Here is an 11,044-nt window from a genome sequence, read left to right as displayed (position 1 = left end):
CGGGTCCGCGCCGCGGTCAGCCTTCGACCCGTTTCTTCAGTTCTTTCAGCGCGGTATCGGTGATCACCTTCTCGGCCTTGCGCTTGAACATGCCGATCATCGGGATATTCAGGTCGACGGTCAGCTCGTAGGTGACCTCGGTGGTGCCGTCGGGCAGATCGCGCAGTTCGTAGGTGCCGTCCTGCGCCTTCTGTAGCTCGCCGCTGGTCATTCGCCAGCTGACCGCCTTGTCGTCGGGACGCCAGGTGTAGGAGAGCACGTAGGTGTCCTTCACGACGCCCGCGTCGAGCACGAACCGCGCGGTCAGCGCACGGCCGTCGGCCCCCTTCTCCAGCACCTCGACGGATTTCGCCGCCGCGACCCATTCCGGGTAGGACTCCACGTCGGCGATGACGGCCATCACCCGCCGCGAAGGTGCCTCGATGAGGATCGACCTCTGGGTCCGGTCGGCCATGGTGGTCAACGGTTCCTTTCCAGCGACGGTGCTCGTCCCGGTGACGGGTTGCGGTCGGCGAAGCGTGGGTCAAGCGGCGGGGGTCACGCCCGCGGCACGACCCGCTTCCAGCCGTGCCTTGATCTCGAACGACATCCGTTTGCCCGCGACCCGGCGGGTACGGATGACCGCGAGCAGACGGCGCGGCGACATCCGCTCGACTCCCGGCGGCTCGGCGTGCAGGAAATAGTGCAGGATCACCCCGTCCAGCGCGGGCTGCAACCACACCTCCATGGTGCCGGTCAGCCCGCCGCCGACCGTCCAGCGAATCCCCTTGTCGCCGCGATCTTCCCTGACCTCGAGTTCGAGATCCGGCCACCACTCGCGCCAACGGTTCGGCCCGCCGAGCACCTCGGCGACAGCGGCGCCGTCGGCGGCGACGAATGTCTGATCCGCGACCTGAATACTGCTCACACCGCTGAGCGTAGTTGATGCGGTTACGTGCGCATACGCCACTGTCACCGGGTGCGGATCGCCGCGGCGCACCCGGCGTCGACCACTCAGCGCAACAGGTGCCGCAGCCGCGCTCCCAGGCTGTCCCAGCGCCACTGCCGCTCGACGAATTCGCGACCGGCCGCGCCCATCTTCGCGGCGGCGTCGCGGTCGGAGAGGATGTCGACGATGGCGTTGGCGATCCCGGTGGCGTCGCGACCGTCGACCACATGTCCGGTCTTGCCTTCGAGCACCGTCTCGGGCGCACCGCCGGAATTGCCCGCGACCACGGGAACCCCGGTGGCCGAGGCTTCCAGATAGACGATGCCGAGGCCTTCGACGTCGAGCCCGGCCCCGCGGGTGCGGCTCGGCATCGCGAACACGTCGGCGATGGTGTGATGCGCGGCGAGTTCGGCCGAGGGCACCCGCCCGGTGAACACCACATCGTCGGCGACGCCCGTCGCGGCGGCCAGCCCGCGCAATTTCTGCTCGTACGGGCCACCGCCCGCGATCACCAGCACCGCGCCGTCGACGCGTTCGCGGATCTCGCGCATGGCGACGATCAGCGCGTCCTGGCCCTTACGCGGCACCAGACGGGACAGGCAGAGCACGGTGGGGCGGTCGTCGAGTCCGTAGCGGGCGCGCAATTCGGCGCGGGCCCCCGGATCGGGACGGAACACCTCGGTGTCGACGCCGGGCGGCAGGTACTCCAGCGCCGCGGTCGGTCCGAACGCGGAGGCGAAGCGTCCGCGCGTGTACTTGCTGACATAGGTGATCACGTCGGTGTTCGTCCCGATCGCCCGCAGTGCCTGTCGCGCGCCGGGCAGCATCGACCAGCCGACCTCGTGTCCGTGCGTGCTGGCGAGAACGCGTTCCGCGCCCGCCCGGCGCAGCATCGGCGACAACAACGCCAGCGGCGCCGCCGCGCCGAACCACACGGTGTCGCAATTCTCGCTCCGCAGCAGCCGCGCCGCCCGCCGCAGTACCAGGGGGGTCGGCAGCATCAGCGTGGTGGGATGGCGCACGACCTGGAACTTCTGCGCGGCGTCGAATTTCAGATGCGAATCCCCGCGCCAGCGCGGCGCGTAGACGACCAGATCGTCGGGCGGCAGCTGTCCGGCGAGCGCCTGCAGATACGACTGGATACCGCCCGGCCGTGGCGGGAAATCATTGGTAACCAGCAGAGTTCGGGCCATGGGATAAACCTACTGTGTCGGAGGGGCCGCGTTTTCGGCGCGGCGTGTTCGTTTCGGCGGCCGATGATCGCCGCAGCCGGTGCGGGATCAGCTCCGCGGTTACCGCGGTTGCGCCGACAGCCACTCGCGCCACCGTGTCACGAACTCGGCCGTGTCGGTGCCGAGGACTTCGCGCAGCATCCGATCCTGCGCGGCGGAATCGGCCGGGCCCGCCGCGATCGCGCGGTACAGCTCGACCAGGTCGGCTTCGCCGTACTTCTCCGCGACGAACGCGCACGCCGACCACGCCGACTCGTAGGTCTCCGCGGCTCGGCTCCCGGCGAAATCGGCGTCGGCGGGCAGACCGGTCGGGAGTCCACCCGCGCGGATCCTGGCGGCGACCGTCGGTGCGATATCGCCGAAACGGTGACCGCGGGCCCGGTGCGCGGCGTATTCGGCGAACCCTTCGAGCATCCACCGCGCGGCACCGTCGACGGTGACGGCGCGGGTCGCCACGTGGGTGAGTTCGTGGCGGAGCAGGGTCCGCAATTGATCAGGGGTCAGCCGCGCTCCGGCGTCGGGGCTGAACACCACCCGCTGACCGGTCGGCATCGTGCCGGGCGCGAACGGGTCGGTGACCGTGACCGCGGCGACCTCGCCGGGCAGCAGCGAACCCGCGCGCACCAGGGCCGCGAATTCCGAGGCATTGCCCGCGACGACGATCATCGCCGAACGTGGCCACCGCGGCCCCCACAGCTCGGTGACGGCGGCAACGGCTCGCGGCAGTTCGTCGCCGAGGACCGCCATCTCGGCCTGTCCGTTCTCGTGCCCGACGACCAGCGACTCCTGCCCGTCACCGGTCGCGATCCGCTCGGTGTCGATCGCACCGAACGGTTCGAGAATCCGGCGCACGGTCGCCAGTCGCGGATCATCGGCCGCGGCCTGCCCGAGCGACTGCGCCGACGCGGGTTGCGCGGCGCGGATCTCGGGCAGCGCGAAATTCGGCAGGACGACCAGCGCACCGCAGGCGCAGGTCAGCATCACCACCGTTGTGAGGGTCAGGGCGAACTGGCCGCGTCCGCGCGCCGTGCACCAGGCACGTAACCCTCGTATCCGCATAGCAGATCAGTATCGCCGAGCGGAGTGAAACGGTGTCGAGGAGATGGGGGCAACGGCGACGGGGACGCCGAAGGTGGAGGCGTGCAACATCAGGCCGTTGCCCGCGTAGATCCCGACGTGGGAGATCTCGGGATAGAAGAACACGACGTCACCGGGCTGCATATCGCTCTTCTTCACCGGCGTGCCGAAATTGGCCTGTTGGGAGCTCGTGCGCGGGACGTTCTTGCCGACCTGCTTGAAGGCCCACTGGACCAGGCCGGAGCAGTCGAACTGGTCGGGGCCGGTCGCGCCCCAGACGTAGGGATCGCCGACGCGGGTCAGGCCCGCCGCGAGCGCGCTGGTGCCGCTGCCGGGGACGAGTCCCTGCAACAGGGTGTCGCGGTCGAAGCCGGGCGGGAAGGGCGAACCGGCCCACGCGGCCTTGTCCCGGACCGACAGCGAGGTCCACGCCTCGACCACCTGGGCGATGGCGCCCCCGAGTTCGCTTTGTTTGCGCTCGAGGTCGGCGCGCACCTGCTCGGCGCGGGTGGCGGCCGCGCGGGCGGCATCGGCGGCCGAATGCGCGGCGGCCTCGGCGGCAGCGGCGGCGTCGCCGGCCTTCTTGAACTGCTTGAGTTGATCGGTGGTCTGGGTCTCCACCACATCCAGCATCGACATCTGGTCGAGCAGCTGCTGCGGCGAATCGCTGACCAGCACCGCGAACATCCGGTTGGTGCGCGCGCCCTGATAGGCGGCGATCGCGGTGCGGTCGATGACCGGCTGGAATTTCCTGACCTCGTCGCGGGCCGCGTTCACCGCGTCGGTCTTGGTGGCGAGCAACGCCTCGGCGTCGTTCTGGACGGCGAGTTTCGCGTCCAGATCGGCCTGGGCGTCCAGCGCCTGCTGATTGAGCTGATCGGAGCTTCGCGACAGTTCGATCATGCGCGCGACCGCTTCGCTCGCCGTCGAGGGCAGGGCGACGGGATCGGCCGCGGCCGGACCGGCGGCGCACGGGGCGGTGGCGAGCACCGCGGCTGCCAGAATCCCTCCCGCCAGACGCTTCGGCGAATGTCTCCGGTGTGGTGCCACGGTGTACGTTGCCCCGTTCTCTCGAGCGACGATGTTCAGCGGACGGGCCGAAACAACGGGGCGGACGGCCCTGTGACCCGCGTAGGTCTCGATTAGGTTACGGAACGGCGTATCTCCGTGTCCAGTAGGGCACAAACACGTCACATTCGCCATCCGGAGGCATGGCTGTGACGTAGCTCCGCGGCCGCGAGAGCGTCCCCGGCGAGCCGCCCGGCGGCGCGATCGCGCGAACCGGGCCGAACTCGCCGGGCGGACCGATCAGAAGTGGCGCGCGCCCGTGACCGGCATCGACGAGATCGGGGCGATCATGACCGGGGTGCCGGAGGTGGAGGCGTGGACGACGTTGCCGTCACCGGCGTACAGGCCGGAGTGGCCGCCGCCGTAGAACGACACCAGGTCGCCCGGCTGTAGTGCGTCGAGCGAGACGGGTGCGCCCGCGTTGAGCTGGGCGCCGCTGGTGCGCGGTAGATCCATGCCCGCTTCGCGGTAGGCCCACTGCACGAGGCCGGAGCAGTCGAAGGCGTTGGGCCCCGCCGCGCCGTACACGTACGGTGCGCCGAGTTTGCTCATGGCGGCGTCGAGGGCGACCTCGCCGAGGCTCTTCTGGGGGGCCACGAAGGGCAGCGGGCCGCCGGGCAGTTCGATGCCGGGGATGGCCGGGATCTGGATCTCGTTGGGAACCTCGAAGGTCCCGACGCCGGGGATGGTCACCGGCTGGGCCGACGCCGGAGCGGCGGGCAGGAGGATCGCGCCGATGGTGGCAGCGCCGACGGCTCCAGCGGCGACGGCACGCCGCGCCTGTCGCTTGACGGTGTTGGACGCCATGATGCGTACTTCCAATCTGCCCCACGACGCCGCACCCGGTGGTGCGGCGGACTGCGTGCCTACCGCTTCGACGCGGCGGGACTCCGTGAGGTCTCGAAAAGGTTACGAACACATCACGGGTGTTTGTAAAGCCGTGACAATCCGAAATGCCAACGCTCAACATAAGGTCGACACTGCACGTGGGACATATCTCACAGACAATCACGAAACGATAACTAGCAATTTTCATGCATCCGCTCCCGGTGGAATCCCGGGCGTGTCTCCCTATTTCGCTCGGGTTACCGACGGCGTGTCGAATCGGTATTCTCCCAGTTCGCCATGCGTGTTCCGATGGTACGGCCGTCCCGAAATCGGACAAGTGTCCGAAAGGTCTGATCGGATCGCGGGGCTCGCCTTCGGTGTCGCTCGCGCTCGAGAGGTGTCAGTCGGGCAATTGATTCATATTCCTATCGACTGTGAGCTGCCTCTCTTTTGGGTGTACTAGATCATTCAGCGGGCACCGAAACGAAATCCCCGTGTTGTAATTCGTTCATTTCGCGGGAGTTTTCGCGCGCCCGTATCTGTCGGACCCGGGCCCTAGGCTGCACGCCGTGCCCGACCCCGCAGCGCCAACGGCCGCCGCCAAGCAGTTGGCGTTCGACGAACTCGACACCCCGCTCTACGACACCACCTTCGTCGTCGTCGACCTGGAGACCACGGGAACGAGTCCGGACGGCGACGCGATCACCGAGATCGGCGCCGTGAAAGTGCGCGGCGGTGTCGTGCTCGGCGAGTTCGCCACCCTGATCAACCCCGGCCGCGAGATTCCGCCCACGATCGTGCACGTCACCGGGATCACCACGGCCATGGTCTACGCCGCGCCGCGCATCGAGGCGGTGCTGCCCGGGTTCCTGGAATTCGCCGCCGGCGCGGTCCTGGTCGCGCACAACGCCCGCTTCGACACCGCGTTCCTGCGCGCGGCGGCGGCACGGCTGGACACCCCGTGGCCGAATTTCCCGGTGCTGTGCACCGTGAAGCTGGCGCGGCGGGTGCTGACCCGCGACGAGGCGCCCTCGGTGCGACTCGGCGTCCTGGCGCGGGTACTCGGCGCGAGCACCGAACCGACCCACCGCGCCCTCGACGACGCCAAGGCCACCGTCGACGTGCTGCACGCCCTGATGGCCCGTGTCGGCAATCAGGGCGTGCACAGCCTCACCGAACTGATGGACTACCTGCCCGGCGTCACCACCGGCCAGCGCGCCAAACGAATCTTCGCCACCGACCTGCCGCAGGCGCCCGGTGTCTACCTCTTCCGCGGCCCCGCCGACGAAGTCCTCTACATAGGCACTGCGGTGAATCTGCGCCGGCGCGTGCGCAACTACTTCACCGGTTCGGAGACCAGGGGCCGGATGAAGGAGATGGTCGCGCTCGCCACCCGGGTCGACCACGTCGTGTGCGCCCACGGTCTCGAGGCGGGCGTGCGGGAACTGCGACTGCTCGTCGCGCACGCCCCGCCCTACAACCGGCGCTCCAAATTTCCCCGGCGGGCGTGGTGGCTGACGCTGACCGACGAGCCGTTCCCGCGATTCGCGGTGGTCCGTGCCCCGACCGCGTACGCCCTCGGCCCCTTTCGTTCTCGTCAGGATGCCGCCGATATCGCGGCCACCGTGGCCGAGCATTCCGGGCTGAGAACCTGCACCGCCCGGTTGCCACGTGACGGGGTCCACGACTGCCCGCCCACGGCCGTCGGCGGTTGTCCCGCCGCCACCGCGTCCGGAAACCCCACGGTGATGGCGGATTACGCCGCCGCTCCCGTCGCGGTGCGCGCGCTGTTCAGCGGATATTCCGATGTCGTCCTGCGACAGATGGTCGACACGATCGACACCCACGCCCGCGCCGAACATTTCGAGGCCGCGGCCCGATTGCGCGACCGCGCCGTCGCCGTGGTCCGCGCGCTGCGCCGCGTGCAGCGCCTCGCCGCCCTGTCCCGGCTGAGCGAGATCATCGTGGCGGGCCCGGACGGCGCGGGCGGTTGGGAGTTCGCGGTGATCCGATACGGCCGCCTGGCCGCCTCGGGCACGGCGGCACGGGGCACGCCGCCCATGCCGGTGGTCGAACACCTGGTGGCCGCCGCGGAAACCGTTGTCCCGGAGGGTGATTCCGTGGCGGCGTGGATGGAGCCGCCGGAGGTCGCGCGCACCGCGTCGGGTCCACCGCTGCGCGGCGCGCCCCCGGAGGAAGTGGGTCTGGTCCTACGGTGGCTGACGCGGCCGGGTGTGCGGATCGTGCGGACCGCCGAGGGGTACTGCGAACCCGTCCACGGCGCCGCGCGGTGGACGGCATGGGCCGAGATCGCGGAGAACGCAGCAGCCGCGGCCAGGGAATCGGAGGGCGCGGACTACATCGACGCCTCGGCGGGGACGGGCCGGACGGGATCGCGCCCGTGACCCACGCGGGCCGGTCGGCGGCCTAGGCTGGCGCTCATGATTAACGCGATCGTGCTGATCCAGGCCGACAACGGCCGCATTCCGGAGACCGCGCAGGCGCTCGCCGACACCGAGGGTGTCGCCGAGGTCTATTCGTGCGCGGGCGATGTGGATCTGATCGCCATCGTGCGGGTGCGCGACCACGCGCAGATCGCCGACGTGGTGACCGGCCGCATCGACAAGACCCCCGGCGTGCTGCGCACCGTCACCCATATCGCGTTCAAGTCGTATTCGAGCGCGGACGTGGAAGCCGGGTTCTCACTCGGCGAATGAATCGGCTCAGGAGATCTGCAGCGACGCGCCGTTCGTCGTCGCGATCTGACTCGGGGTGAGGACCGCGGTCACCTCGCCCCGACATCCCGGCCTGCTGTAGACGGTCACGGTGGCGTCGGTGTGGTTCTCGACCGTCAGCTGCGGTCTGCCCGCGGTCGCCTCGAGGCATCCGACCGGATCGCGGAGTACGGAGCCGTCCATGACGACGCTGCCCTGGGCGGCGTAGGCCGATGGGGCGGTGACGAGCGCGCCCGCCACCGCCAGCGCACCGAATGCCGCGCGCATCATGCCTGCACTCCTTGCGAATCGTTCCGACCGGCAGGCACCGTTCGCGATGGCCGATCCCGGGGGCCGGGTGCCGCGACTGTAGCGGCGGCCGCCGGCTGTACCGAGGATTGTGCCCGGTGCGTTGCCCGGTCGCTGTTTAAGACCGGTCGGTATGTAATTGGCGCCGCAGCTCCACCATCGGAAACCGTGCTACCAGGCGATATCCTACGCTCGCCCGGTAACGGAGCCCGATTCGCGAGCCGTCCGTCGTTCGGCGCCCCACCCTCGCGGGACGCCGCGTTCTCAGTCCTCGCCGAGGGTGCAGGTGAGTTTGGCCCAGCTGTCCAGCAGAGCCGCGGCCTGCCCGTTGTCGATCGCGGCGGCGGCGCGTTCGATGCCCGCGGCCAGCGCTTCGTGGATATCGACATCGAAATCGTGCGCGCCCTGGGACAGGTCGTAGGCGACGATCGCCGCGGCCGAATTCACCAGCACCGCGTCGCGGACCGCGCCCACGGTGCCCGCGAGCACATCCCGGGCCACCCCGGCGTTGACGTTCGCGTCACCGCCGCGCAGCGCGTCCAGGTCGACGCGGGCGATGCCGAGCCGGGTGGGGTCGATCGTGGTCTCGCGCAGCCGTCCGCCCGACACCACCCAGGCGGAGGTGGTGTCGGAGGTGGTGATCTCGTCGAGGCCGTCGTCACCGCGCACCACGAGGGCGCTCGCGCCGCGTTCGGCGAAGACCCCGGCGATGACGGGCAGCAGATCGGGGAACGCGCAGCCGATCAGACCCGCACGCGGTTGCGCCGGATTCGTGAGCGGGCCGAGCACGTTGAAGACGGTGGGGATGCCGATCTCCTTGCGCGCCGGTCCGGCGAACCGCAGGGCCGGATGGAACAGCGGCGCGAAACAGAAGCCGATCCCGGCCTCGCGCACCGAACGCGCGACCGATTCGGGGCCAAGCGCGAGTTTCACCCCGAGCGCCTCCAGCACATCGGCGCCGCCGCTCTTGGACGAGGCCGCGCGATTGCCGTGCTTGACCACGGGCACACCCGCCGAAGCCACCACGATCGAGGACATGGTGGAGATGTTCACCGAACCGGACCGGTCACCGCCGGTGCCGACGATATCGACCGCGTCACCGTCGATGTGGACCAGCCGCGCGTGCCCGAGCATGCCGGTCGCCAAGCCCGACAGTTCCTCCGGCGTCGGACCCTTGATCTTCATGGCGACGCCGAACGCCGCGATCTGCGCCTGCGTCGCGTTGTCGGTGAAGATCTCGTTGATCACCCAGGTCGTGTCGTCGGCGGCCAGATCGCCACCGTCGGCGAGGGTGCCCAACACCTGGGGCCAACTACGCACGGTCATCTCCACATACTCCCGTCACCACCGGCTCGCGCACCAGTTCGTCGCGATGCAGCCTAGTGGGCCGCGCGGTGTTCGCGCTGTCGGATATTCGCGGGAGTCGCGGTCCGGAATGCGGTGATCAGCGCGCTCGCTGCTCGGTGATCACCGCGCTCGGTGATCACCGCGCTGGAACCCGCGGCGCTCGCAGAGTCCGCCCACGCAGCGTCCCACACCCCGCAGTCCGCGCCCGTACGGGCTGACGTTCACGAGTGAGCGGCGTCGGTTCCGCCCGGTTGCAGTGCGTCCCAGCCGTCGGCGAATCCGTCGTGGCGCTGGGCCAGACCCGCCATCCTGGAGCGTTCCTGCGAGCAGTGCAGTGCGTCGAGTACCTGGACTCGTCGCAGGATCAGCGGTGCGAGCGCGTCCCCGGTGACCGGATTCGGTTCCGGCGCGTAGCCGTCCTGCGCGGCGATCTCGCACACCCGCCCGTGCCGGTCCGCCGGAATCCGCAGGTGATGGCGCAACACCACGGCGGCCTCGGGGTCGAATCCGGTCGCGCGGGCGAGTGCGGCCGAACACGCCTCCGCGTCGTCGAAACTCGAGGCGACCACCACCAGATCGGTCCGCGACGGGTCGAGCGGTTCGGGTCCCTTCCGGCCGAAGAGTCGCCGCCACAGTCCGGTCGCCACATTCGCCTCCATCTCAGCTTCTCCTTACCCGAGGCTGCCATAGTTGCCCGTGTCGTCGCGTCGCGACGGGGGCATCGCGGGCGATCCGGCGCGTGGATCCGGTCCGAACTGGGCAAATGCCGACCCGCCGCCGCGGGGTGAGAGACGGTCCGCCCGTGCGATATCCGACACGGGGTGAGAACTTTCCCACCCGGGTACTGCTGTCGTACTACGACGAGTCATACTTAGCCCGTGACGACCGCAGTAGGGACCCCAGGATCGGCCATTACCCAGCGTGTGCACTCGCTGAACCGGCCCAACATGGTCAGCGTCGGTACCATTATCTGGCTGTCCAGCGAGCTGATGTTCTTCGCCGGCCTCTTCGCGATGTACTTCGTCGCGCGCGCGCAGGCCACCGAGTGGCCGCCGGAGCCGACCGAGCTCAATCTGAAGCTCGCCGTTCCGGTCACGGCCGTGCTGGTGGCTTCGTCGTTCACCTGCCAGATGGGCGTGTTCGCCGCCGAGCGCGGCGATGTCTTCGGTCTGCGCCGCTGGTACGTCATCACGCTGATCATGGGCGCGTTCTTCGTGGGCGGCCAGGGATACGAGTACTACCACCTCGTGCACGAGGGCACCTCGATCTCCAGCAGCTCCTACGGCTCGGTGTTCTACATCACCACCGGCTTCCACGGTCTGCACGTCATCGGCGGTCTCATCGCCTTCGTGTTCCTGCTGCTGCGTACCAAGGCCAGTAAGTTCACCCCGGCGCAGGCCACGGCCGCGATCGTCGTCTCCTACTACTGGCATTTCGTCGACATCGTCTGGATCGGTCTGTTCGCGACGATCTACTTCGTCCGCTGATCGCGGTCCGCGCCCCACAGCATTTGTACAAGTCGGTTCCGTCTACTCCAAAGG

General features: G+C 69.3%; 12 protein-coding genes. 3 read left to right on the top strand and 9 right to left on the bottom strand.

All coding sequences use genetic code 11. From position 1 onward, the window contains the following. Positions 1-16 precede the first annotated feature (16 nt). The 6 genes from DAT37_RS19825 to DAT37_RS19800 form a co-directional block, all read right to left on the bottom strand. Positions 17-454 (bottom strand): SRPBCC family protein, encoded by a 438-nt coding sequence (locus tag DAT37_RS19825; protein WP_109526293.1) that lies wholly within the window; start codon positions 452-454, stop codon positions 17-19. 69 nt (positions 455-523) lie between these two features. Next, a complete protein-coding gene (locus DAT37_RS19820) occupies positions 524-907 on the bottom strand; it encodes a polyketide cyclase / dehydrase and lipid transport (protein WP_109526292.1) in 384 nt (127 codons plus the stop codon). 86 nt (positions 908-993) lie between these two features. Next, the gene (locus DAT37_RS19815; protein WP_109526291.1) at positions 994-2,121 is read right to left on the bottom strand and encodes a glycosyltransferase family 4 protein; all 1,128 of its coding nucleotides are present in this window, start codon (positions 2,119-2,121) and stop codon (positions 994-996) included. 99 nt (positions 2,122-2,220) lie between these two features. Continuing rightward, positions 2,221-3,219 (bottom strand): hypothetical protein, encoded by a 999-nt coding sequence (locus DAT37_RS19810; protein ID WP_109526290.1) that lies wholly within the window; start codon positions 3,217-3,219, stop codon positions 2,221-2,223. A gap of 6 nt (positions 3,220-3,225) precedes the next feature. Then, positions 3,226-4,227, bottom strand: a complete 1,002-nt coding sequence (locus DAT37_RS19805; protein ID WP_232839867.1) for an NlpC/P60 family protein — start codon at positions 4,225-4,227, stop codon at positions 3,226-3,228. 318 nt (positions 4,228-4,545) lie between these two features. Beyond that, positions 4,546-5,112, bottom strand: a complete 567-nt coding sequence (locus DAT37_RS19800) for a C40 family peptidase (RefSeq protein WP_109526288.1) — start codon at positions 5,110-5,112, stop codon at positions 4,546-4,548. A gap of 590 nt (positions 5,113-5,702) precedes the next feature. Here DAT37_RS19800 and DAT37_RS19795 point away from each other — a divergent pair. Together DAT37_RS19795 and DAT37_RS19790 are read left to right on the top strand one after the other, a co-directional pair. Next, positions 5,703-7,538, top strand: a complete 1,836-nt coding sequence (locus tag DAT37_RS19795) for a DEDD exonuclease domain-containing protein (RefSeq protein ID WP_109526287.1) — start codon at positions 5,703-5,705, stop codon at positions 7,536-7,538. A 36-nt stretch (positions 7,539-7,574) separates the two neighbouring features. Then, a complete protein-coding gene (locus DAT37_RS19790; RefSeq protein WP_109526286.1) occupies positions 7,575-7,850 on the top strand; it encodes an Lrp/AsnC family transcriptional regulator in 276 nt (91 codons plus the stop codon). 6 nt (positions 7,851-7,856) lie between these two features. On the opposite strand, the gene DAT37_RS19785 is transcribed toward DAT37_RS19790, so the two are convergent. The 3 genes from DAT37_RS19785 to DAT37_RS19775 form a co-directional block, all read right to left on the bottom strand. After that, entirely contained in the window at positions 7,857-8,138 is a 282-nt protein-coding gene (locus DAT37_RS19785; RefSeq protein ID WP_109526285.1) for a hypothetical protein, read from the bottom strand. A 282-nt stretch (positions 8,139-8,420) separates the two neighbouring features. After that, positions 8,421-9,482, bottom strand: coding sequence for an anthranilate phosphoribosyltransferase (trpD, locus tag DAT37_RS19780; protein WP_109526400.1), 1,062 nt, complete (start codon positions 9,480-9,482; stop codon positions 8,421-8,423). A 242-nt stretch (positions 9,483-9,724) separates the two neighbouring features. After that, positions 9,725-10,162: a hypothetical protein gene (locus tag DAT37_RS19775; protein ID WP_109526284.1), complete on the bottom strand. Its 438-nt coding sequence runs from the start codon at positions 10,160-10,162 to the stop codon at positions 9,725-9,727. A gap of 219 nt (positions 10,163-10,381) precedes the next feature. Between DAT37_RS19775 and ctaE the strand changes: the two genes are divergently transcribed. After that, positions 10,382-10,990 (top strand): aa3-type cytochrome oxidase subunit III, encoded by a 609-nt coding sequence (gene ctaE, locus DAT37_RS19770; protein ID WP_109526283.1) that lies wholly within the window; start codon positions 10,382-10,384, stop codon positions 10,988-10,990. Positions 10,991-11,044: the final 54 nt, after the last annotated feature.

Source organism: Nocardia aurea (assembly GCF_003123685.1).
GTDB classification, from domain to species: domain Bacteria; phylum Actinomycetota; class Actinomycetes; order Mycobacteriales; family Mycobacteriaceae; genus Nocardia; species Nocardia aurea.
Note: the sequence above shows the minus strand (reverse complement) of the source record. Positions and strands in the feature narration are given on the sequence as shown.

Bases quoted from the DNA above. Each gene is read 5' to 3' on its own strand.
- DAT37_RS19800 (WP_109526288.1), bottom strand. From the start codon at position 5,112: ATGGCGTCCAACACCGTCAAGCGACAGGCGCGGCGTGCCGTCGCCGCT.
- DAT37_RS19775 (WP_109526284.1), bottom strand. From the start codon at position 10,162: ATGGAGGCGAATGTGGCGACCGGACTGTGGCGGCGACTCTTCGGCCGG.
- trpD (WP_109526400.1), bottom strand. From the start codon at position 9,482: ATGACCGTGCGTAGTTGGCCCCAGGTGTTGGGCACCCTCGCCGACGGT.
- DAT37_RS19815 (WP_109526291.1), bottom strand. From the start codon at position 2,121: ATGGCCCGAACTCTGCTGGTTACCAATGATTTCCCGCCACGGCCGGGC.
- DAT37_RS19785 (WP_109526285.1), bottom strand. From the start codon at position 8,138: ATGATGCGCGCGGCATTCGGTGCGCTGGCGGTGGCGGGCGCGCTCGTC.
- DAT37_RS19825 (WP_109526293.1), bottom strand. From the start codon at position 454: ATGGCCGACCGGACCCAGAGGTCGATCCTCATCGAGGCACCTTCGCGG.
- DAT37_RS19810 (WP_109526290.1), bottom strand. From the start codon at position 3,219: ATGCGGATACGAGGGTTACGTGCCTGGTGCACGGCGCGCGGACGCGGC.
- DAT37_RS19790 (WP_109526286.1), top strand. From the start codon at position 7,575: ATGATTAACGCGATCGTGCTGATCCAGGCCGACAACGGCCGCATTCCG.